Source organism: Xanthomonas sp. NCPPB 4467, assembly GCF_041475665.2.
Classification (GTDB): Bacteria; Pseudomonadota; Gammaproteobacteria; order Xanthomonadales; family Xanthomonadaceae; genus Xanthomonas; species Xanthomonas dyei.
Genome location: NZ_CM191260.1, coordinates 2,622,373 through 2,643,476, shown reverse-complemented (window position 1 = coordinate 2,643,476; position 21,104 = coordinate 2,622,373). Strand labels below are relative to the sequence as shown.

Sequence of the window (21,104 nt, the reverse complement as noted above, 5' to 3'; positions counted from 1 at the left end):
TAAGTCGGGAATCAACCCGCCAGTTGCTGATTCAGATCCATCATGCGGCTGGCGATGGCATCCGGGTTGATGGAGTAGCTGCCGTTCTGCAAGGCTTCTTTCACCGCCTGGACGCGACCGGTGTCGATCGCCGAGGACTGCGAAAGCTCGCGCTGCAGGTTCTGCAGATTGGTGGCCTCGCCGGTCAGCTTGACGCTGTCGGTGGGCGGTAAGGCTGCAATCGGGGACGCGCGATCTTCGCCGGCCGGAACGATCTTGCTGCTCGTGGCCGCGGTGCGAAGAGTGGCAGCGGTCGGTAGATTGCCTTCGATTTTCTGGGTCATGTCAGGAACTCCTCTACAGGTCGTAGGGGATAACGGCACCCGGAAAAAAAACTTTATAGAAAATTTCTACCTGGAGACCAAAACGGTTCCGCTCGCTTCAACAATCCCGTGCACCACACGGTGGGACGAGGAATTTTCAACCGAAACCCGCTCGTTTTCGCCGGCATCGGAGAGTGCGCGACCGCTCATGCGCACCTCCAGACCGCCGTTGCGCGACACCAGCGGGACGGTGTCGCCGCGCCGGACCAGCCGCTGCGTCACCAGATCATTGGCCGAGAGCAGCGAGCCGGCCGGCAGGACGCGGCGGGCGGACTTGCCCACTGCGGCCACCGGGTCGGCCAGTACCGCACCGACGATGCGGGCGGCGTCACGCTTCTCGATACTGATATCGGCCAGCGAGATGGTTTCTCCAGCGCTGATGCCCCGACGCAGCACCAGTACATCCTGGTTGCGGCGCACCTTCAACGGCACGAACAGGCGCCAGCCGGCCGGCTGCGGGCAGGCCACTTCGACCGTATTGGTGCCGGTGGGCTGGGCTTGCAACGCGATGGGACAGGCCGGCATGCGCAGACCCGGATCGAGCGTGGCCTCGGCTTCGGCATCGGGGCCAACCGTGGCCAGCGCCGCTGCGCGAATGGAATCGACCGACTGATACCCATCGGCCCAGGCCGGGGCGGCGACCAACAAAACAACAAGCAGGAGCAGGCGCATGGGACCAGATCCGGAAGAAGACGCGGAAGCTCATGCAAGCGGTGTGCCTGTTTTTGCCGGGATTGGAGATTGGCTAGAGCGGGCTGTTGCATGTCTGCAAGGTTGCGGTGATTGCAGCCGGGCCTGCGTGGGCGCCTAACTCAAGTGAGTGGTGGTACCCAGACCAGGACATCGTCCGGCAGCCCGTCGCGGCTCAATCGCCAGATCCCTGCTCCAGCGCAGGCTTTAGCTTTAGAGCTTGATCCTGCTCCAAAACCAATCCCCACTCCCGAATCACCAATGCCCGCCTCCAAGCGAATCGCAAATCCCGACTCCCGAATCCAGACAGCGCCCCTCCGCCAACCACAAAGCCCTCAAGTTTCCGGGCGGCGCTGTCGATATCTGCCCCATGACCCACGATCTGCTCAACCGCATCGACCAGCGCACCCGACTGGCTGGCCACAACCGACTGGCGCTGCTGCTGTTTAGGCTGGGCGGACGCCAGCTTTTTGGCGTCAACGTCTTCAAGGTCCAGGAAGTGCTGCGCCGGCCGGAACTGTTTCAGGTGCCAGGCTTGCCCACCGAGTTCGCCGGCGTTGCCGACGTGCGCGGGCGCTCGGTGCCGGTGCTGGACTTAGGCCTGGCGATCGGCCACCCGGAACGCGATTCGCACTCCGAAAACGGCCCCGGCTATCTGGTGGTGGCCGAGTTCAACCGATCGGTCCAGGGATTTTTGGTCAGCGGCGTGGAGCGCATCGTCAATATTGCGGTGGAAGATATCCACCCGCCGCCGGAACTTGGCGCCGAAGCCACTTATTTGACGGCGGTGACGCGGTTCCAGGGCGAGCTGATCCAGGTGATCGACGTGGAAAGCGTGCTGGCCGACATCGCCAAGGTCAGCAAGGACGTGCAGCTGGACCCGTCGCTGCAGCTGGTGGCCTACGACCGTCAGTTCCAGGTGTTGGTGGTGGACGACTCGCGGGTGGCGCGTCAGCAGATCCGCAGCGTGCTCGACCAGCTGGGGGTGTCGGCAACCTTGTTGTCCGACGGCCGCCAGGCGCTGGATCACCTGCTGCAGGTGGCCGCGTCGGGCGAAAACCCGGCCGACCGCTATGCGATGGTGATCTCCGATATCGAAATGCCGGCAATGGACGGTTACACGCTGACGACGGAAATCCGGCGCACACCGGGCCTGCAAGGCCTGTACGTGCTGCTGCACACCTCCTTGTCGGGCGTGTTCAACAACGCCATGGTCGAACAGGTCGGCGCCAATGCCTTCGTGGCCAAGTACAGCGCCCACGAGCTGGCCGACTACGTGCTGGCACGCCTGAAAGTGGTTGCCGAAGCGGCCTGAGCAAGAGATCGACTGACCGGTTCGCCGGCGGCGGGGCGTTCGCAGCGCGCGGCCGCAGGTGCCGATGGCAATGAGAAAGAAGGAATGCCTCGCAGGCGCTCCTGGCGTCGGAGTTCAGGCGACACCCAAGCCGCCTTGGCGGCGCGCTCTGGATGGATTGCCAGCCTGCTGTTGGCGTGAATTACCGCCAACAGCGACTCATCACGACTCCCGACCTATCTCGTCACGTAAGACGATCGTCCGCAGCAGCGCGCCATCTTCGGCAACGCGCTCGATTTCCAAGGCGGTCGCATCCGTTGTAAGCAGCGCCTTTCTAGGGCTGCGAGCGGTCGCCGCTGCCACCTGACTCTTCCCGCTGGCCCCGACCGTTGCCGGCCGCGGCCGCTAGCCACGCGGAGCCTCGCACAGGACTTGCATAAGGTTTTTCGATAGCGCGCGAGGGGCCGAACCGGTCTTTGCAGGTTTGCCTTCCTCGCTGAAAGCGCGGCCCTGACCCATCAAGGCCCCACCAGGGCGCTTTCACCGCCCTCCCCGCGCAGCGGGTTCCGCCATACCCCTGATTTGGCACAAACATTGCTTCTTCCCTGGCAACACTTCGCGGGAGAGCACCGTGTCCAATCCCTTCTCGTCCTTCCTCGGCGTCCACGGCGACGCATTGTCGTTGCGCGAGCAGCGCATGAAGCTCATTGCCAGCAATCTGAGCAATGTGGACACCCCTGGGTACAAGGCCAAGGATCTCAACTTCGAAGCGGCGCTGAAGTCGGCCCAGGGCGTGCAGGACGGCGGCCTGATGCAGGCCACCGACGCCAAGCATTACGAAGTGGGTGGCGCCGCCGGGCTCAATCCGTTCCAGATCACCCGCGAGGCCGACCAGCCCAGCCTGGACGGCAATACTGTCGATCCCGATGCAGAACGCGCCGCCTACGGCCGCGCCGCGCTGGAATACCGCGCGTCGCTGAGCTTCCTCGAATCCAAGGTGCGCTCGATGCTCACCGCGATCACGGGCCAATAAGTCATGAGCAACCTTCCCATTTTCGATGTAGCCGGCTCGGCGCTGCATGCGCAGTCGGTCCGCCTGAGCACCATCGCCTCCAACCTGGCCAATGCCGACTCGGTCGCCGGTTCGGTCGAGGCGACCTACAAACCGATCGAGCCGATCTTCCAGGCCCAGCAGAGCCGTCAGGACCCCAGCCTGACCTCGGTGAACGTCAAGGAGATCACCACCACCAACGCGCCGCCGATCCGTCGCTACGAGCCCGGCCACCCGCTGGCCGATGCCGACGGCTACGTGTTCTCGCCCGACGTGGACCCGGTCTCGCAGATGGTCAACATGATTTCCGCCTCGCGCAATTACCAGGCAGGCGTGGAAATGCTCAATACCGCCAAGGAACTGGCGCTCGCGACTCTCACGATGGGTCGCTGACCCTCCTTGCTGACCTTTTTCCTACGGACCCTTCCCAATGAGCACGATCGGTAGCGACCTCTACACCAGCCTCGGGCTGACCTCCAGCAGCGCCACATCGACGAAGAAGAAAGAGGAATCGCTCGGCCAGGCCGACTTCCTCAAACTGATGACCGAGCAGCTGCAGCATCAAGACCCGCTCAAACCAATGGAAAACAGCGCGTTTCTGGGTCAGTTGGCGCAGTTCTCCACCGTGCAGGGTATCGGCGACCTCAACACCAAGGTCAGCAGTTTCTCCGCAGCGCAAAGCAGCGACCAGGTGCTCAAGGGCGCAGCGTTGGTCGGGCACAACGTGCTGGTGCCGTCGGCGCAGGTCGCCATCGATGCCACCGGCTCGGCCAAGGGCGTGGTCGCGGCGACCTCGGCCGGCTTCGTCAATTTCGAAATCACCGATGCCAACGGCGCCTTCGTCAAACAACTCAGCGTGCCGGCCAGCGCCGCCGGTGAGGTGTCGTTTGCCTGGGACGGCACCGACGCCAACGGCAACCGCATGGCCGCCGGCAAATACGGCATTACCGCAACCCAAACCGACACCGCCGGTGCCAAGAGCAAGTTATCCACCTACGTCGATGCACCGGTGGACAGCGTCACGATCGGCTCGGACGGCCTGTATCTCAACTTGACGGGGCTCGGCACCTCCCCGCTCGCCAACGTGCTCCGCGTCAGCTGAGCCGGCAACCGACACTTAAAGGAACTCATCCATGGCTTTCAACACCTCGTTGTCCGGCATCAACGCAGCCAATGCCGATCTGAACGTCACTTCCAACAACATCGCCAACGTCAACACGACCGGGTTCAAGGAATCGCGCGCCGAGTTTGCCGACATGTTCCAGAGCACCAGCTACGGCCTGTCGCGCAATGCGGTCGGTTCGGGCGTGCGGGTCAGCAACGTGGCGCAGCAGTTCTCGCAGGGCAATATCGACCCGACCGGGCGCAGCCTGGATCTGGCCGTCTCCGGCGAGGGCTTCTTCACCGTGTCGTCCAACGGCGCCAAGATGTACACCCGTGCCGGCAACTTCCAGACCGACTCCAACGGCTATGTGATCAACCCGCAGGGCGCGCGTTTGCAGGTGTTTGCGCCCAATCCGAGCGGCAATGGCTTCGACGTGGGCCGCCTGTCGGACCTGCAGCTGCTGACCACCGACAGCCCGCCCAAGTCGACCTCCACGGTCAACCTGGCCTTCACCCTGCCCGGCAACGCCACCGCGCCGACGGTGACCCCGTTCAACCCGGCCGACGACAAGACCTATAGCCACTCCACCGGCGGCATCAATGTCTACGACTCGCTGGGCGTCAGCCACGTGCAGACCTCCTACTTCGTCAAGACCGCCAACCCGAACGAGTGGCAGGTGCACAACTATGTGGACGGCACGGCAGTCGGTGCGCCGACCACGTTGCAGTTCTCCGACACCGGGTCGCTGACCACCCCGTCTAACGGCATCATCGCGATGGACCCGTTCACCCCCAGCACCGGTGCCGGCGTGCTGAACATGCAGCTCAATGTCAGCGGCTCCACCCAGTACGGCGAAGCCTTCGCACTACGCGACACCCGCCAGGACGGCTACGCCAGCGGCAAGCTCAACGAAATCAGCATCGACACCAGCGGCGTGGTGTTTGCACGCTATTCCAACGGCGCCGACAAGCCGCTGGGCCAGGTCGCACTGAGCAGCTTCATCAACCCGCAGGGCCTGCAGTCGCAGGGCAACAACATGTGGGCCGAAAGCTACACCTCCGGCGCCCCCCGCACCGGCGCGCCAGACACTTCGGACCTGGGCCAGATCGAATCCGGCTCGCTGGAATCCTCCACGGTGGACCTGACCGAGCAGCTGGTGAACATGATCGTGGCCCAGCGCAACTTCCAGGCCAACTCGCAGATGATCTCGACCCAGGATCAGGTCACCCAGACGATCATCAATATTCGTTAAGGGCTGGGAATAGGGAATAGGGAATAGGGAATAGGGAATCGTAAGAGCCGGCGTCACGTCTAGCGGACAACGGCCTTACCTCCCTCTCCCAGTCTCCAGCAATCCCGCTTTTACGATTCCCGATTTCCCACTCTCGATTCTCGGTGTCAAATGGACAAAGCCCTTTACGTCGCAATGACCGGTGCCCGCGCCTCCCTGCAGGCGCAGAGCACCGTGTCGCACAACCTTGCCAACGTCGATACGGTGGGGTTCAAGGCCGCATTGGCCAATACCGAGGCCTTCAAGATCCAGGGCAAAGGGTATCCGTCGCGGATCGATGCGCTGCATGTGGATCAGGGCTTCGATCGCAGCCAGGGCCATCAGAAAGTCACCGGCAACCCGCTGGACGTGTCGTTGCAACAGGACCGCTGGCTGGCCGTGCAGTCGCCCGACGGCAGCGAGGCCTACACCCGCAACGGCGAATTGGCGCTCACCGCCAATGGCCAGTTGGTCACCGCCAACGGACATGCGGTGCTGGATGAAGGCGGCAACCCGATGACCATCCCGCCGCACCAGGCAATGGAAATCGGTAGCGACGGCAGCATTTCCATCATCCCGCAGGGCGAAGGCCCGCAGGCGATGGATATCGTCGGCAAGATGAAGGTGGTCGATGCGCCCGCCGACCGTTTGACGCGACGCCCGGACGGCTTGATGCGCAATACCAGCACCGACCCGGCGCAGGCGTTTGCGGTGGCCACCGGCAAGACCGTCAACGGCGGCATGCTGGAAGGCAGCAATGTGGATGCCGCCGGTGCTTTGGTGGAGATGATCCAGCTGCAGCGCCAGTTCGAAATGCAGGTCAAGATCATCAAGAACGGCGACGACAACGCGCAGTCGGCCAATTCCTTGCTGCGGGTCAGTGGCTAATAACACCTGGCGAGTGGTCGCCAAGCGAGTGCGGCCGGCACGCCGGACCCGAGTGCGCAGCGATACCTGCCGATTCCAGGCGCCGGATGCGCTTGTCTGCTGGCCATCCAGCAGCCGTCAGATGCCCTAAACGTGATCGCCGAAGCGACTACGCCGTCAGGCGGATGACTATTGCGGTCATTTGGTCGATTGAAGCACGACGAGCGCGTTATTGCGGCGCGTTTATCCTAGCTGCCGTCCTCGGCTTCAGGCCTGAAAGCTGCCCGGCTGCACGCGGTCCAAACGCGCAGTGCGCATGGCGTCGCTCCAAGCCGTTGCACCCATTGCCCAGCGAAGACATCAGTCGACGCACGGCACCTGATTCAACCGCCACGTCTATCAACGCCGCGTTTATCTCAGTCGCCTACCAACACCGGCGGTGCTTGCGCGCGTGTAGGCGTGGGACCTTATGCGGCATGGATGCCGCGTAAGAGCCTTATCTGTTCGGAATCTGGCAGTTTAGGTGTCGAGAGCCGGCGTGGGCTGCCGTCAGAGCCTGGATCTCAGCGATCGCCATGTAGCTTGGTACCCACGCCGGATTCTCCCTTGATTCGCCCGAACAGTTGCCCGAGCTGACACTCGAAACGATAAGACTGGGCAAGCGAGGGAGCTCTCGACATTTTTAGCCTAGCGGAGATTTCCCATGAGCGGAATCGGGATCGATGTGTGCAAACACTTTCTGGACGTTGCCGTTTTTCGAGGCCAAACCCGTCAGTTCACCAACACCGCAGGCGGTCATCGGAAGCGTGTCGATTGGCTGAAGACGCTGTCGGTGCGGCAGGTGGTGCTGGAGGCGACCGGGGGCTACGAGCTGGCAGCGCTGGATGCCTTGCATCACGCCGCACTGCCGGTAGCGCGCGTCAATGCACAACGGGCACGCAACCTGGCCAACGGTTTGGGACTGGCCAAGACTGACCGGCTGGACGCGGCCATGTTGGCCTGCATGGCCGAGAAGATGGAACTCCATCGGTATGTTCCACTGGAACCCTGGCAGCGCGATCTGGGCGAGCATGTACGTGCCCGTCGGCAACTGGTCGAACTGCTGAAAGCAGCAAGGCAGCAGTTGCTGCAGGTTGCGGAAAAAGCGCTACGAAAGATCCTGCAGGGCAACGTGAACCAGCTTGTGCGCAGCGTGGCGCGGCTAGACAACCTGATCGCCGGGCAGCTGAAGACGCTGCTCATCGAGCAACCGCACCTGGCCGCGTTGAAGACGCTCAAAGGGGTCGGTCCGGTGCTGCTGGCCGTGCTGGTGTCCCGGTTACCGGAGCTTGGGACGCTCAACGGAAAGCAAATCTCCCGATTGGTTGGCGTTGCCCCGCTCTCGCGCGACAGCGGCGCGATGCGTGGTAAACGGGGGATCGGCGGAGGCCGAGCCGATATCCGGCAGGCGCTGTATATGGCGGCGATGTCCTCGGCTCGGCACGAGCCAGGTCTGCGCGATTTTTACAGATCGCTGCGCACACGCGGCAAGGAAGGCAAGGTCGCCCTCGTGGCGGTGATGCGCAAGATGCTGGTCATCCTCAATGCGCGCGTGCGCGATCAAAGAGCCGCTCTGCAGCCCACCTGAGCGCGCTCGGCGGCCGTGAGTAAACGCAAAAGCGTGCTAGCCAGCGGCCGGCACCTACCGATGAACACGCCCGAAGGAAACTGATCAAAGGTCGCGGATTGAGGTCCTGACCAACACAGTTGCTCCATGGACGGACTCACGGCGTCTCCCATGCCTACACGCGTGCAAGCGCCCTCAGCAGACCGCCGCATGCGCGCAAATTGGCAGCGGTGATGGTTGGAGACCTTGTGACCGGATAGCTGTAGTAAGCGGGTTGGTCGATGCGCGGCGCCGTCTCCGGGAGCGGGACACGCCGTGAATCCGTCCGTGGAGGCTCGGTAGCGGCATCCATGCCGCTACACGGTCTCGCCCCCGGAGACGACGCCGCGCTTCCACGGTTGGCCGCTGCTGATCGGCAAGCAATAACGGAAGGCATCAACGTTCACTGGCTTGCTGTCTGCACCCCGCTACATCCCTGCGGTTGTCCGGCCCCTCCAGCGCAACGATGCATCGTCTCCTGGCCGCCGCGTCTCGGCCTTGCGCCACGTGATCCACCGCACAGCCGGCAAGATTCCGACGCGGGTTTGGCACGGCACGTGCATGTACCCAGCCGTACCCGGAACACATCCCCGGGTCTAACGAGGAATCGGGTCATGAATCAGGCTTTGTGGGTCGCCAAAACCGGACTGGATGCGCAGCAGACGCGCATGTCGGTCATTTCCAACAACCTGGCCAATACCAATACCACCGGCTTCAAGCGCGACCGTGCCGCGTTCGAAGACCTGCTGTATCAACAGGTGCGTGCGCCAGGCGGTTCTACCTCCGCGCAGACGCAGCTGCCCACCGGCCTGCAGTTGGGTACCGGTGTGCGGGTGGTTTCTACCTTCAAAGGCTTCGACCAGGGCAGCCAGCAGCAGACCGGCCGCGCGCTCGACGTGATGGTCAACGGGCGCGGCTTCTTCGAGGTGCAGATGCCCGACGGCACCTCCGCCTACACCCGCGACGGCACTTTCCAGATCAATGCGCAGGGCGAAGTCGTCACCAACAGCGGCTACCCGCTGCAGCCCGGCATCCAGGTGCCGCAAGGCGCGCAGTCGCTGACCATCGGCAACGACGGCACCATCAGCGTGACCCTGGCCGGCCAGGCCGCGGCGCAGGAAATCGGTTCGTTGACGCTGACCGACTTCATCAACCCCTCGGGTCTGCAAGCCAAGGGCGAGAACCTGTTCGTCGAAACCACCGCCTCCGGCCCCGCGCAGAACGGCACCCCCGGCCTCAATGGCCTGGGCACCACCGTGCAGGGCGCGCTGGAAGGCAGCAACGTCAATACGGTGGAAGAGCTGGTGAGCATGATCGAGACGCAGCGCGCCTACGAAATGAATGCCAAGGCGATTTCCACCACCGACTCGATGCTCGGTTACTTGAACAACAACGTCTGATCGGCTCGCCGGTCGCTGCCCTCTCAGGAACTCACGCCATGTCCCGCCTGCCCTCTCTCTCCTCCCTGTGCTTCGCCATCGCCTGCAGCGCGCTGCTGGGTGGCTGCGTGGCAGCCGGCGACGTGCGGCCGTTCGCCGAGCTGGCGCCGATCGTGCCGGTGGTCGCGCCGGTGGCGCAGCCCACCGCCGGTGCGATCTACGCTGCCGGCCCGGGCCTGAACCTCTACGGCGACCGTCGCGCACGCGACGTTGGCGATCTGCTGACGGTGAATTTGGTGGAAAGCACCACCGCCTCGTCTACCGCCAACACCAGCATCAGCAAGAAGGACGCGACCACCATGGCCGCACCGACATTGCTGGGTGCACCGCTCACCGTCGGTGGCTTGAACGTGCTGCAGAACTCGCTGAGCGGCGATCGCAGCTTCGATGGCAAGGGCAATACCGCGCAGAGCAACCGCATGCAGGGCAGCGTGACCGTCACCGTGATGCAGCGCCTGCCCAACGGCAATCTGGTGATCCAGGGGCAGAAGAATCTGCGCCTGACCCAGGGCGACGAACTGGTGCAGGTGCAAGGCATCGTGCGCGCCGCCGACATCGCCCCGGACAACACCGTGCCCTCGAGCAAGGTGGCCGATGCCCGCATCGCTTACGGCGGCCGCGGCGCGATCGCGCAGTCCAACGCGATGGGCTGGCTGAGCCGCTTCTTCAATTCCCGTCTGTCGCCCTACTGAGCCTGCGACCATGAATCTGTCTTCCCTGCCCTTCCGTCTGCTCGCTGCCGCCGTCGCGCTGTGCGCGATTGCCGCACCGGCATCGGCCGAACGCATCAAGGATCTCGCCCAGGTCGGCGGCGTGCGCGGCAACGCGCTGGTCGGCTACGGCCTGGTGGTCGGCCTGGACGGCAGCGGCGACCGCACCAGCCAGGCGCCCTTCACCGTGCAGAGCCTGAAAAACCTGCTCGGGGAGCTGGGCGTCAATGTTCCGGCGAACGTCAACCCGCAGCTGAAAAACGTCGCGGCGGTGGCGATCCACGCCGAGCTGCCGCCGTTCGCCAAGCCGGGCCAGCCGATCGACATCACCGTCTCCTCGATCGCCAACGCGGTGTCGCTGCGTGGCGGCTCGCTGCTGATGGCACCGCTCAAAGGCGCCGACGGCCAGGTCTATGCGATGGCCCAGGGCAACCTGGTGGTCGGCGGTTTCGGCGCGCAGGGCAAGGATGGCTCGCGGGTATCGGTCAATATTCCCAGCGTCGGCCGCATTCCCAACGGCGCCACCGTCGAGCGCGCCCTGCCGGACGTGTTTGCCGGCAGCGGCGAGATCACCCTCAACCTGCATCAGAACGATTTCACCACCGTCTCGCGCATGGTCGCGGCGATCGACAGCAGCTTCGGCGCCGGCACCGCGCGTGCGGTCGATGGCGTGACCGTGGCGGTGCGCTCGCCCACCGACCCGGGCGCGCGTATCGGCCTGCTGGCGCGACTGGAAAACGTCGAACTCTCGCCGGGCGATGCACCGGCCAAGATCGTGGTCAATGCACGCACCGGCACCGTGGTGATCGGCCAGCTGGTGCGGGTGATGCCGGCCGCCATTGCGCATGGCTCGCTCACCGTGACCATCAGCGAAAACACCAACGTCAGTCAGCCGGGCGCCTTCAGTGGCGGCCGCACGGCGGTGACGCCGCAGTCCACGATCACGGCCACCTCCGAAGGCAGCCGCATGTTCAAGTTCGAAGGCGGCACCACGCTCGATCAGATCGTTCGCGCGGTCAACGAAGTGGGCGCGGCTCCCGGCGACCTGGTCGCCATTCTCGAAGCCCTGAAGCAGGCTGGCGCGCTGACGGCGGAGCTAGAGGTCATCTGACATGCGTATCGCAGCCTCGCCCATTGATCTCAACCCGAGCACCAAGGCCGATCCGGCAAAGATCGACAAGGTCTCACGTCAGCTCGAAGGCCAGTTCGCGCAGATGCTGGTCAAGAGCATGCGCGATGCCAGCTCCGGCGACCCGATGTTTCCTGGCGAAAACCAGATGTTCCGCGAGATGTACGACCAACAGATGGCCAAGGCGCTGACGGAAGGCAAGGGACTGGGCCTGTCGGCGATGATCTCCAAGCAGTTGAGTGGCGACACCGGCGGCCCGGCGTTGAACACCTCGCTGACCACCGCCAACGCGGCCAAGGCGTATGCGCTGGTGGCCGGCAAGCGCGATGCATCGCTGCCGTTGCCGGCACGCGATGGCGCCGTCGGCAGCGTCGGTGCCGGCACCGGCACGACCGGCGGACTCAGCGCAGGCGGCCTGACCGGTATCGGCATGAGCCAGGTGCTGGATCTGATCGCCGGGCGCAGCGGCGGCAGCGATGCCGGCAGCGACGACGCAGCCGCGCTGAGCTGGCCGTCGGCCAACGACCGCTGGGCCGATGTGGCCGCCAGCGATGCCGCCGTTGCCAATGCCGCCGTCAACGCGAGCGCGGCCAGCACTGCTGCGGCCAGCCTGGGCGAGCGCACGCCGGAAGGCTTTGTCGCCAAGATCTGGACGCACGCACAGAAAGCCGCGCGCGAACTGGGCGTGGACCCGCGTGCGCTGGTCGCACAGGCCGCGCTGGAAACCGGCTGGGGGCGACGCGGCATCGGCAACGGCGGCGATTCCAACAACCTGTTCGGCATCAAGGCCACCGGCTGGAGCGGCAACAAGGTCACCACCGGCACCCACGAATACGTCAACGGCGTCAAAACCACCGAAACCGCCGATTTTCGGGCCTATGGTTCGGCCGAGGAAAGCTTTGCCGACTACGTGCGCCTGCTGAAGAACAACAGCCGCTACCAGGGCGCATTGCAGGCCGGCACCGATATCCGCGGTTTTGCACGCGGCTTGCAACAGGCTGGTTACGCCACCGATCCGGGCTACGCAGCCAAGATCGCGGCGATCGCCAACGGCCCGACCATCGACCGTGCGGTCGCCGCCATCGGCAACGCAGCGGCAGATCTGTCCAACCGTTACGCCAGCACCGCCGAGCCTGCCGGGCTTGGCACCATCCGTCGTTGAGGTAAACGCCCATGTCCATCATGTCCACCGGGACCAGCGCGCTGATCGCCTTCCAACGGGCGTTGTCGACCGTTAGCCATAACGTCGCCAACATCAATACCGAAGGCTACAGCCGCCAACGCGTGGAATTTGCAACGCGCACGCCTACCGACATGGGCTACGCGTTCGTGGGCAATGGCGCCAAGATCACCGATGTGGGCCGGGTGGCGGACCAGCTGGCCATCTCGCGCCTGCTCGACAGCGGCGGCGAACTCTCGCGCCTGCAGCAGCTGTCGTCGCTGTCCAACCGCGTCGACGCGCTGTATTCCAACACCGCCACCAACGTGGCCGGACTGTGGTCGAACTTCTTCGATTCCACCAGCGCGGTGTCGTCCAATGCCTCCTCCACTGCCGAGCGCCAGAGCATGCTCGACAGCGGCAACTCGCTGGCGACGCGTTTCAAGCAGCTCAACGGGCAGATGGACAGCCTGAGCAACGAGGTCAACAGCGGGTTGACGTCCTCGGTGGACGAAGTCAACCGTTTGACGCAGCAGATCGCCAAGCTCAACGGCACCATCGGCAATAGCGCGGCCAACGCTGCGCCGGACATGCTCGATCAGCGCGATGCGCTGGTGAGCAAACTGGTGGGCTACACCGGCGGCACCGCGGTGATCCAGGATGGCGGCTTCATGAATGTCTTCACCGCCGGCGGCCAGGCGCTGGTGGTGGGGACGACCTCGTCCAAGCTCACCACCGTCGCCGACCCGTACCAGCCGACCAAGCTACAGGTGGCGATGCAGACCCAGGGGCAGAACGTCAGCCTCAGCGCCAATTCGTTGGGCGGCCAGATCGGCGGCCTGTTGGAATTCCGCAGCAGCGTGCTGGAGCCGACCCAGGCCGAACTGGGCCGCCTTGCGGTGGGCATGGCCAGCACCTTCAACGCCGGTCACGCCCAGGGCATGGACTTGTACGGCGCGATGGGCGGCAACTTCTTCAATATCGGCTCGCCCACCACTGCGGCCAACCCGAGCAATACCGGCACCGCCTCGCTGACCGCCAGTTTCAGCAATATGTCGGCCGTGGACGGGCAGAACGTCACGCTCAGCTTCGACGGCACCGTATGGAAAGCCACCAGCGCCAGCACTGGTGCGGCCGTGCCGATGACCGGCACCGGCACCGCGGTCAACCCGCTGGTGCTCAATGGCGTCAGCATGGTGGTCGGCGGCACCCCGGCCAGCGGCGACAAATTCCTGCTGCAGCCAACGTCCGGGCTGGCCGGCACCGTGTCGGTGGCCATCACCGACCCGTCGCGGATTGCCGCGGCCACCCCGGTCAAGGCCACCGCCACCGTCGCCAACCTGGGCTCCGGCAAGATCAGCGACGTCAAGGTCACCAATGCGCAGAACCCGGGGCTGCTGACCCCGTCGTCGGTGGAGTTCATCGATGCCAACCAATACACCATCGACGGTACCGGTCCGTTCGCCTACACCGCCGGCCAGACCATCAGCGCCAACGGCTGGAGCTTCACGCTGGATGGCGCGCCCAAGGCCGGCGATACATTCGGCGTCGGCCCGATGGGCGCCGGCTCCAGCGACAACGGCAATGCCAAGTTGCTGGCCAAGATCGACGATGCCAAAGCGCTCAGCGGCGGTACGGTCACGCTCAACGGCGCGCTGTCGGGACTGACCACCTCGGTCGGCTCGGCCGCGCGTGCGGCCGATTACGCCGCCGACGCGCAGAAGGTCATCAACGACCAGGCGCAGGCCAGCCGCGATTCGATTTCCGGCGTCAACCTCGATGAGGAAGCCGCCAACATGCTCAAGCTGCAGCAGGCCTATCAGGCGGCCGCACAGATGATCTCCACCGCCGACACCATCTTCCAAGCCATCCTGGGCGCCGTACGCTGATGACCGACCGTATTTCCACCAGCATGATGTACAGCCAGTCGGTCGCCTCGATGGGCGCCAAGCAGGCGCGGCTGAACCAGCTCGAATCGCAGCTGTCCAGCGGGCAGCGCCTGGTCACCGCCAAGGACGATCCGGTCGCCGCCGGCACTGCCGTGGGTCTGGATCGCGCGCTGGCCGCGATCACGCGCTTCGGCGAAAACGCCAACAACGTGCAGAACCGTCTAGGCCTGCAGGAAAACGCGCTCTCGCAAGCTGGCGACAAAATGGCGCGCGTCACCGAATTGGCGGTACAGGCCAACAACTCCTCGCTCAGCCCGGACGACCGCAAGGCGATCGCCTCGGAACTGAGCGCACTACGCGACAGCATGGTGAGCCTGGCCAACAGCACCGATGGTACCGGGCGCTATCTGTTCGGCGGCACCGCCGATGGCAGCGCGCCGTTTATCAAGAGCAATGGCGGCGTCGTCTATAACGGCGACCAGACCCAGAAGCAGGTCGAAGTGGCGCCGGACACCTTTGTCAGCGACACCCTGCCCGGCAGCGAAATTTTCATGCGCATCCGCACCGGCGACGGCACCGTGGACGCGCACCCTTCCAACGCCAATACCGGCACCGGGCTGCTGCTGGATTTCAGCCGCGATGCCAGCACTGGCAGCTGGAATGGCGGCAGCTACAGCGTGCAGTTCACCGCCGCCGACACCTATGAGGTGCGCGACAGCACCAATGCAGTGGTCAGCACCGGCACTTATAAGGATGGCGAAGACATCACCGCGGCCGGCGTGCGCATGCGCATCAGCGGCGCACCGGCGGTCGGCGACAGTTTCCAGATCGGCGCCTCCACCACCAAGGACGTGTTCTCCACCATCGACGACCTGGTTGGCGCGCTCAATTCCGACACGCTGACGCAGCCGCAGAAGGCGGCGATGATCAATACGTTGCAGACCTCCATGCGCGATATCGCGCAGGCCTCGTCGAAGATGATCGACGCGCGCGCCTCCGGCGGCGCGCAGTTGTCGGCCATCGACAATGCCAACTCCTTGCTCGAATCCAACGAAGTCACGCTCAAGACCACCCTGTCGTCGATCCGCGATCTGGACTACGCCTCGGCGATCGGGCAGTACGAACTCGAGAAGGCCTCGTTGCAGGCCGCTCAGACCATTTTTCAGCAGATGCAGTCGTCGTCCTTGTTCAACCTGATCCGCTGATTTGCAGCAGAAAATCCGCGGTTTCTTCGCTCCTGCGCGTGAGCGCTTGCGCAGGCGGACCGAGTTTATTTTTCGAAGAGTTATACCAACGCTAAAGATTTAAGGGGTGCTGCCGAATAAACCAAACCCCTTGATACACAACGCTTACGTATTTCGTCCCGCAGCAGAAAAACAGTAAAAAAATACTGAATTTCGCTAAAGGTTCCCGACGCAACGCCGTTATTCATCTCAGCAGCGGCAACGGCCAACTTGATGGCCCCCCTGCGGAGGCTCCGGGCAAGTCCCCCTTGCCGGAAAAATCGCTTAGGAGAAATCAAAATGGCACAGGTAATCAACACCAACGTAATGTCGCTGAACGCTCAGCGTAACCTCAACACCAGCAGCGCCAGCATGGCGACGAGCATCCAGCGTCTGTCGTCTGGCCTGCGCATCAACAGCGCCAAGGACGACGCCGCGGGTCTGGCGATCTCCGAGCGTTTCACCACGCAGATCCGCGGCCTGGACGTTGCTTCGCGTAACGCCAACGACGGTATCTCGCTGGCCCAGACCGCGGAAGGCGCGATGGTCGAAATCGGCAGCAACCTGCAGCGTATCCGCGAGCTGTCGGTGCAGTCGTCCAACGCCACCAACTCCGGTACCGACCGCGACGCGCTGAACTCCGAAGTCAAGCAGCTCACCGCCGAAATCGACCGCGTTGCCAACCAGACCAACTTCAACGGCACCAAGCTGTTGAACGGCGACTTCTCCGGCGCGCTGTTCCAGGTCGGCGCCGACGCCGGCCAGACCATCGGCATCAACAGCATCGTCGACGCCAACGTCGATTCGCTGGGCAAGGCCAACTTCGCTGCTGCCGTCTCCGCCGCCGGCGTGACCGGTACCGCCACCGCGTCTGGTTCGGTCAGCGGCATCAGCCTGTCGTTCAATGACGCCAGCGGCGCCGCCAAGAGCGTCACCATTGCCGACGTCAAGGTCGCTTCGGGCGACACCGCCGCCGATGTGAACAAGAAGGTCGCTGCGGCCATCAACGACAAGCTGGACCAGACCGGCATGTACGCCTCGATCAAGAGCGACGGTACGGTGCAGATCGAATCGCTGAAGGCTGGCCAGGACTTCACCTCGCTGACCGCCGGCACCTCCAGCGCCACCGGCATCACCGTCGGCGCCGGCATCACCACCGCCTCGGCCGCTTCCGGCTCCACCGCTTCGACCCTGAGCAGCCTGGATATCTCCACGTTCTCCGGCTCTCAGAAGGCCCTGGAAATCGTCGACAAGGCGCTGACCGCGGTTAACTCCTCGCGCGCCGACATGGGTGCGGTGCAGAACCGCTTCACCTCCACCATCGCCAACCTGAGCGCCACCTCGGAAAACCTGTCGGCCTCGCGTAGCCGTATCCGCGACACCGACTACGCCAAGGAAACCGCCGAATTGACCCGCACGCAGATCCTGCAGCAGGCCGGTACCGCGATGCTGGCCCAGGCCAAGTCGGTTCCGCAGAACGTGCTGAGCCTGCTGCAGTAACTTGCAGCAGTCACCAGCAGCGCTTTGCAGCAAGTCAAAAGCCCCTCTTCGGAGGGGCTTTTTTGTGGGCGCGGTTTTTTTTTTGACGCCGGTCGATTGGCGCAACAGGCACGGAAGTTGCATCGGCTTGGTGGTCAACAAGACGTGTGGCCGCCGCTAAAGTCCTCCCGGATGCGGCCGATACCCGTCTCGTAATCTCACGCATCCGCTGTCCGGATGCCCAGACGAGGAATGCAACATGGCATCGGTGATCAGTACGTCCGGCTCCGGGCTGGATATCCCCACCGTGGTGTCCACCCTGGTATCCCGTCAGAAGGATCCGGAGCAGGCGCGCATCAACAAGGCCGGCACCGCAGCGACCACGCAGCTGTCGGCCATCAGCCAGATCAAGAGCAGCATGACCACGCTCAAGTCTGCGCTGGACAAGGTCGTCGGCAGTGCCGATACCAACGCCTACAAGGCGACGGTGCCGACCGATGCCGGCTTCACCGCCACCACCACCAGCTCGGCCGCGCCCGGCAACTATTCGGTGGAAGTGGTCGCGTTGGCCACCTCGCAAAAACTGGCCTCCGGCGCATTCACCGCCGATGCCACGGTCGGCAGCGGCACGCTGACGATCGGCTACGGCGACCAGAGCGTCACCGTCGACATCAGCGGCACCGACAAGCTCACCGACATCGCGGCAGCCATCAACAAGGCCGCCGGCGGCAAGGGCGTCACTGCCAGCGTGGTGACCGCCAACGATGGCCAGCACCTGGTCTTCAACGCGGTCGACTCCGGCACCAAGGGCGCGCTGACCGTCAGTGCCAGCGACCCGAGCTTGAACAGCCTCACCTTCGGCGCCGGTGTCACTGGCGGCCTGACCCAGTCGGTGGCTGCCGCCGATGCGCTGGTGCGCGTGGACGGTTTCGAGCGCACCTCCAGCTCCAACACCATCAGCGACATCGTGCCGGGTGTGGTGCTCAACCTGACCAAGGCCGCTGAAGGCACCAAGTTCAACCTGGGCGTCGCCGCCGACACCAGCGGCCTCAAGGCCAATCTGACCGCCTACGCCGCCGCCTACAACACCGCCAATACCTTGCTGGCCAAGAGCAGCGCCTACGACGCCACCACCAAGACCGCCTCGGCACTGACCGGCGACTCGCTGGTGCGTGGCCTGCAGCAGCAGTTGCGCGGCCAGGTCAGCGGCAACGTCAACGAGCTCAAGTCGCTGGGCCTGACCATCGACAAGGATGGGGTGATGAGTTTCGACGGTGCCAAGTTCGACACCGCCATCGCCTCCGACGGCGGCGCTGCCGCCGAGGTGCTCGGCAAGGACAGCAAGTTCGGCTCCGGCATGACCAAGCTGCTGGACAGCAACGTCAACGCCACCAACGGCACGTTGACTCTGCGCTCGGACAGCTTGAACAAGACCATCAAGGGCTATGAGTCCGACCTGGACGACCTGGACGCGCGCATGACCAAGCTGACCGATCGTTACACCGCGCAGTTCACCGCGATGGAAACCATGATCAGCAAGTTGCAGAGCAGCGCCAGCTCGCTCAGCAGTCTGTTGAACAACTGATTTCGGTGATGACGCACCTCAAGTCCCGCAAGGGTCTTGCCGATACTAGAAGGGCCTATCGTGATGTCGGCCTTGCCTACTGGCAGGAGCGTCGTCGCAGGAGCACAGCGCTCCGGGACCAGCGAAGGTCAGCCCACTGAGGAGTCATCAATGTACGGTTCCAATCGTCAATATGCCGAGCAATACCGCAAGGTCGGCGTGTCCACCAGCGTGACCGAAGCCGACCCGCACAAGCTGGTGTCGCTGCTGTTCGCAGGTGCCTGCCAGCGCATCCGTCTGGCCCAGGCCTGCATGGTGCAGGGCGACCAAGCGCGCAAGGGCAAGGCTATTGGCGAAGCCTGCGCGATCGTCGGTCATTTGAACGGCTCGCTCGATCACGAAGCCGGCGGCGAGATCGCTGGTAACCTGTCGGCCCTGTACGACTACGTCATGCAGCGCCTGACTGCCGCCAACCTGCACAACGACGAGACCGCGTTGACCGAAGCGCTGGAGTTGCTCAGCGAAATCGATTCGGCGTGGAACTCCATCCCCCTCGAACAACGCGGCCTCGCTGCGGTTTCCTGAGTCCAGCCATGCATAGCGCGCAAAGCCTTCAAACCGAAATCGCCGACCTCCGCCTTGCCATGGCGCAAGAGGATTTCGAGGCGATGCCGTTCCTGCTCGACAGCCACGATCTGCACCTGCGCGAGTATGCGCAGCACGTGGATCTGAGCCAGGACCGCGACGCGTTGCAGACCTTGCACACGATGCAGCAAGATTTGATGCGGATGATGCTCGACCGTCGTCGCAAGCTGCTGGATCTGATCCGCGCCCAGCGCACCTCGTCGTCGGCCAGCCTCGCCTACGCCCGGGTCGGACGGATCTGATGACCGCGCTCGGCACACACGCGCCATCCGCCGATGCCGAGCTGTTTGCCGACACGCTCAGTTGCCAATTGCGTCTGCCGGCAGGTTTCCGCGCCGGCGCCGACGCCGGCTCGCACAGCGCCGCAGAAACGTTGCTGCGCAGCCTCGGCCAGGTCGAAGACCTGCGTAGCGAAGAAACCAGCGAAGACCGTGGCGAACTGCCGCTGCTGGTGCAACGCATGGATGCCAAGCTCGATCTGATGCTCGCGCTGATCGGTCGCCTGGTCCGCCCGGGCGACAGTGGCCTGATCCAGAATATGGTGCATTGGTCGGTCCGCGGCATCCGCCTCAATTGCGCAACCAGCTACGCACCCGGCACAACCGGCAACGTCTGCCTGCAGCCCTCCGACTGGCTTCCTGAATTGGTACAGCTTCCTGCCGAGGTACTGGCAAGCGCCAGCGATGGTCACGATCAGTGGCTGTGGCTACGGTTCGCGCCACTCTCACCGGGGTTGCAGGAGGCTCTGGAACGTCATCTGTTTCGTTTGCATCGCCGCCAGATCGCCGACGCCCGCCGCCAGCGCTGATCCCGATGGTTGGCGCCAGGCGCCGGGTCGGCTAAGGTGCCCTATACCGAAAAAAGGTCTCTTCTGCGCCGTGCGAGTCATCATCGTCGACGATCACACCCTTGTCCGCGCAGGCCTGTCCAGGCTGCTGCAAACCTTCGCCGGCATCGATGTCGTCGGCGAGGCCAGCAACGCGCAACAAGCCCTGGATATGACATCCCTGCACCGCCCGGATCTGGTGCTGATGGACCTGTCCCTGCCCGGCCGTAGCGGCCTGGATGCCATGACCGACGTGCTGCGCGCCGCGCCGCGCACGCATGTGGTGATGATGTCGATGCACGACGACCCGGTGCACGTGCGCGATGCGCTCGATCGTGGCGCGGTCGGTTTCGTGGTCAAGGACGCCGCGCCGCTGGAGCTGGAACTGGCGCTACGCGCCGCGGCTGCCGGCCAGGTGTTCTTGAGTCCGCAGATTTCGTCCAAGATGATCGCGCCCATGCTGGGCCGCGAAAAACCGGTCGGTATTGCCGCGCTGTCACCGCGTCAGCGCGAGATCCTGCGCGAGATCGGCCGTGGACAGAGCAACAAGGAAATCGCCGCCGACCTGGGCATCAGCGTCAAGACGGTCGAAACCCATCGCGCGCGCATGATGGAGTCGCTGGGCTGCCGTCGCGCCAACGATCTGGTCTTGCTCGCCGCCAAGCATCACAACGAACTGGTCTGAGCGATCGCAGCCGCACTCGCCGTATCGGTTATTCGAAATACCCGGCGCGGCCCGCACAGGGCCGCTGCGACG

The 21,104-nt window shown here is 64.2% G+C and carries 21 protein-coding genes; 19 read left to right on the top strand and 2 right to left on the bottom strand.

Annotation, left to right across the window (positions count from 1 at the left end; translation table 11 throughout):
- Window positions 1-11 precede the first annotated feature (11 nt).
- Together flgM and flgA are read right to left on the bottom strand one after the other, a co-directional pair.
- Window positions 12-323, bottom strand: coding sequence for a flagellar biosynthesis anti-sigma factor FlgM (gene flgM / locus ACCQ06_RS11460; protein ID WP_104617313.1), 312 nt, complete (start codon window positions 321-323; stop codon window positions 12-14).
- A gap of 66 nt (window positions 324-389) precedes the next feature.
- Window positions 390-1,034 carry a flagellar basal body P-ring formation chaperone FlgA gene (gene flgA / locus ACCQ06_RS11455; protein ID WP_316692461.1) on the bottom strand — a complete coding sequence of 215 codons (645 nt, stop codon included), beginning with the start codon at window positions 1,032-1,034 and terminating at the stop codon, window positions 390-392.
- A 388-nt stretch (window positions 1,035-1,422) separates the two neighbouring features.
- On the opposite strand from flgA, the gene ACCQ06_RS11450 reads away from it, so the two are divergent.
- The 19 genes from ACCQ06_RS11450 (at window position 1,423) to ACCQ06_RS11360 (ending at window position 21,032) form a co-directional block, all read left to right on the top strand.
- A complete protein-coding gene (locus ACCQ06_RS11450) occupies window positions 1,423-2,367 on the top strand; it encodes a chemotaxis protein CheV (RefSeq protein ID WP_003482947.1) in 945 nt (314 codons plus the stop codon).
- 610 nt (window positions 2,368-2,977) lie between these two features.
- On the top strand, window positions 2,978-3,379 hold the full coding sequence (gene flgB / locus ACCQ06_RS11445) for a flagellar basal body rod protein FlgB (RefSeq protein WP_104617315.1): 402 nt from the start codon (window positions 2,978-2,980) through the stop codon (window positions 3,377-3,379).
- 3 nt (window positions 3,380-3,382) lie between these two features.
- Complete coding sequence (gene flgC / locus ACCQ06_RS11440; RefSeq protein ID WP_005998243.1) at window positions 3,383-3,790, top strand: flagellar basal body rod protein FlgC; 408 nt, start codon at window positions 3,383-3,385, stop codon at window positions 3,788-3,790.
- Between the two features lie 37 nt (window positions 3,791-3,827).
- Window positions 3,828-4,499: a flagellar hook assembly protein FlgD gene (locus tag ACCQ06_RS11435; RefSeq protein WP_104617316.1), complete on the top strand. Its 672-nt coding sequence runs from the start codon at window positions 3,828-3,830 to the stop codon at window positions 4,497-4,499.
- Between the two features lie 31 nt (window positions 4,500-4,530).
- Window positions 4,531-5,754 (top strand): flagellar hook protein FlgE, encoded by a 1,224-nt coding sequence (flgE, locus tag ACCQ06_RS11430; protein WP_104617317.1) that lies wholly within the window; start codon window positions 4,531-4,533, stop codon window positions 5,752-5,754.
- A 150-nt stretch (window positions 5,755-5,904) separates the two neighbouring features.
- Entirely contained in the window at window positions 5,905-6,660 is a 756-nt protein-coding gene (gene flgF / locus ACCQ06_RS11425; RefSeq protein WP_005998249.1) for a flagellar basal-body rod protein FlgF, read from the top strand.
- Between the two features lie 682 nt (window positions 6,661-7,342).
- Window positions 7,343-8,266 (top strand): IS110 family RNA-guided transposase, encoded by a 924-nt coding sequence (locus tag ACCQ06_RS11420; RefSeq protein ID WP_316686500.1) that lies wholly within the window; start codon window positions 7,343-7,345, stop codon window positions 8,264-8,266.
- Between the two features lie 632 nt (window positions 8,267-8,898).
- Window positions 8,899-9,684, top strand: coding sequence for a flagellar basal-body rod protein FlgG (gene flgG / locus ACCQ06_RS11415; RefSeq protein WP_104616670.1), 786 nt, complete (start codon window positions 8,899-8,901; stop codon window positions 9,682-9,684).
- A 38-nt stretch (window positions 9,685-9,722) separates the two neighbouring features.
- On the top strand, window positions 9,723-10,415 hold the full coding sequence (flgH, locus tag ACCQ06_RS11410) for a flagellar basal body L-ring protein FlgH (protein WP_104616671.1): 693 nt from the start codon (window positions 9,723-9,725) through the stop codon (window positions 10,413-10,415).
- A 10-nt stretch (window positions 10,416-10,425) separates the two neighbouring features.
- Window positions 10,426-11,544: a flagellar basal body P-ring protein FlgI gene (locus tag ACCQ06_RS11405; RefSeq protein ID WP_228325183.1), complete on the top strand. Its 1,119-nt coding sequence runs from the start codon at window positions 10,426-10,428 to the stop codon at window positions 11,542-11,544.
- A gap of 1 nt (window position 11,545) precedes the next feature.
- A complete protein-coding gene (flgJ, locus tag ACCQ06_RS11400; RefSeq protein ID WP_316692460.1) occupies window positions 11,546-12,724 on the top strand; it encodes a flagellar assembly peptidoglycan hydrolase FlgJ in 1,179 nt (392 codons plus the stop codon).
- An 11-nt stretch (window positions 12,725-12,735) separates the two neighbouring features.
- Window positions 12,736-14,610 carry a flagellar hook-associated protein FlgK gene (gene flgK, locus ACCQ06_RS11395; RefSeq protein WP_316692459.1) on the top strand — a complete coding sequence of 625 codons (1,875 nt, stop codon included), beginning with the start codon at window positions 12,736-12,738 and terminating at the stop codon, window positions 14,608-14,610.
- A complete protein-coding gene (flgL, locus tag ACCQ06_RS11390; protein ID WP_228325186.1) occupies window positions 14,610-15,815 on the top strand; it encodes a flagellar hook-associated protein FlgL in 1,206 nt (401 codons plus the stop codon). Before flgK ends, flgL begins: the two co-directional genes overlap by 1 nt.
- A gap of 318 nt (window positions 15,816-16,133) precedes the next feature.
- Window positions 16,134-17,333, top strand: a complete 1,200-nt coding sequence (locus tag ACCQ06_RS11385) for a flagellin (RefSeq protein WP_228325187.1) — start codon at window positions 16,134-16,136, stop codon at window positions 17,331-17,333.
- A 238-nt stretch (window positions 17,334-17,571) separates the two neighbouring features.
- Entirely contained in the window at window positions 17,572-18,897 is a 1,326-nt protein-coding gene (gene fliD / locus ACCQ06_RS11380; protein WP_316692458.1) for a flagellar filament capping protein FliD, read from the top strand.
- A 150-nt stretch (window positions 18,898-19,047) separates the two neighbouring features.
- Window positions 19,048-19,461, top strand: a complete 414-nt coding sequence (gene fliS, locus ACCQ06_RS11375) for a flagellar export chaperone FliS (RefSeq protein WP_228325189.1) — start codon at window positions 19,048-19,050, stop codon at window positions 19,459-19,461.
- Window positions 19,462-19,469: 8 nt separating this feature from the next.
- A complete protein-coding gene (locus tag ACCQ06_RS11370) occupies window positions 19,470-19,763 on the top strand; it encodes a hypothetical protein (RefSeq protein WP_228325190.1) in 294 nt (97 codons plus the stop codon).
- Entirely contained in the window at window positions 19,763-20,329 is a 567-nt protein-coding gene (locus tag ACCQ06_RS11365) for a PilZ domain-containing protein (protein ID WP_228325191.1), read from the top strand. Before ACCQ06_RS11370 ends, ACCQ06_RS11365 begins: the two co-directional genes overlap by 1 nt.
- A gap of 70 nt (window positions 20,330-20,399) precedes the next feature.
- Window positions 20,400-21,032 (top strand): response regulator transcription factor, encoded by a 633-nt coding sequence (locus ACCQ06_RS11360; RefSeq protein ID WP_003482986.1) that lies wholly within the window; start codon window positions 20,400-20,402, stop codon window positions 21,030-21,032.
- The last annotated feature ends 72 nt before the right edge of the window (window positions 21,033-21,104 follow it).

What these genes read in the sequence shown, in the direction of transcription:
- fliD (WP_316692458.1), top strand. Translation starts at nt 17,572, where the DNA reads ATGGCATCGGTGATCAGTACGTCCGGCTCCGGGCTGGATATCCCCACC.
- flgF (WP_005998249.1), top strand. Translation starts at nt 5,905, where the DNA reads ATGGACAAAGCCCTTTACGTCGCAATGACCGGTGCCCGCGCCTCCCTG.
- ACCQ06_RS11365 (WP_228325191.1), top strand. Translation starts at nt 19,763, where the DNA reads ATGACCGCGCTCGGCACACACGCGCCATCCGCCGATGCCGAGCTGTTT.
- fliS (WP_228325189.1), top strand. Translation starts at nt 19,048, where the DNA reads ATGTACGGTTCCAATCGTCAATATGCCGAGCAATACCGCAAGGTCGGC.
- ACCQ06_RS11450 (WP_003482947.1), top strand. Translation starts at nt 1,423, where the DNA reads ATGACCCACGATCTGCTCAACCGCATCGACCAGCGCACCCGACTGGCT.
- flgL (WP_228325186.1), top strand. Translation starts at nt 14,610, where the DNA reads ATGACCGACCGTATTTCCACCAGCATGATGTACAGCCAGTCGGTCGCC.
- flgC (WP_005998243.1), top strand. Translation starts at nt 3,383, where the DNA reads ATGAGCAACCTTCCCATTTTCGATGTAGCCGGCTCGGCGCTGCATGCG.
- flgH (WP_104616671.1), top strand. Translation starts at nt 9,723, where the DNA reads ATGTCCCGCCTGCCCTCTCTCTCCTCCCTGTGCTTCGCCATCGCCTGC.
- ACCQ06_RS11385 (WP_228325187.1), top strand. Translation starts at nt 16,134, where the DNA reads ATGGCACAGGTAATCAACACCAACGTAATGTCGCTGAACGCTCAGCGT.
- flgG (WP_104616670.1), top strand. Translation starts at nt 8,899, where the DNA reads ATGAATCAGGCTTTGTGGGTCGCCAAAACCGGACTGGATGCGCAGCAG.
- flgK (WP_316692459.1), top strand. Translation starts at nt 12,736, where the DNA reads ATGTCCATCATGTCCACCGGGACCAGCGCGCTGATCGCCTTCCAACGG.
- flgJ (WP_316692460.1), top strand. Translation starts at nt 11,546, where the DNA reads ATGCGTATCGCAGCCTCGCCCATTGATCTCAACCCGAGCACCAAGGCC.
- flgM (WP_104617313.1), bottom strand. Translation starts at nt 323, where the DNA reads ATGACCCAGAAAATCGAAGGCAATCTACCGACCGCTGCCACTCTTCGC.
- ACCQ06_RS11420 (WP_316686500.1), top strand. Translation starts at nt 7,343, where the DNA reads ATGAGCGGAATCGGGATCGATGTGTGCAAACACTTTCTGGACGTTGCC.
- flgA (WP_316692461.1), bottom strand. Translation starts at nt 1,034, where the DNA reads ATGCGCCTGCTCCTGCTTGTTGTTTTGTTGGTCGCCGCCCCGGCCTGG.
- flgE (WP_104617317.1), top strand. Translation starts at nt 4,531, where the DNA reads ATGGCTTTCAACACCTCGTTGTCCGGCATCAACGCAGCCAATGCCGAT.
- ACCQ06_RS11405 (WP_228325183.1), top strand. Translation starts at nt 10,426, where the DNA reads ATGAATCTGTCTTCCCTGCCCTTCCGTCTGCTCGCTGCCGCCGTCGCG.
- ACCQ06_RS11370 (WP_228325190.1), top strand. Translation starts at nt 19,470, where the DNA reads ATGCATAGCGCGCAAAGCCTTCAAACCGAAATCGCCGACCTCCGCCTT.
- ACCQ06_RS11435 (WP_104617316.1), top strand. Translation starts at nt 3,828, where the DNA reads ATGAGCACGATCGGTAGCGACCTCTACACCAGCCTCGGGCTGACCTCC.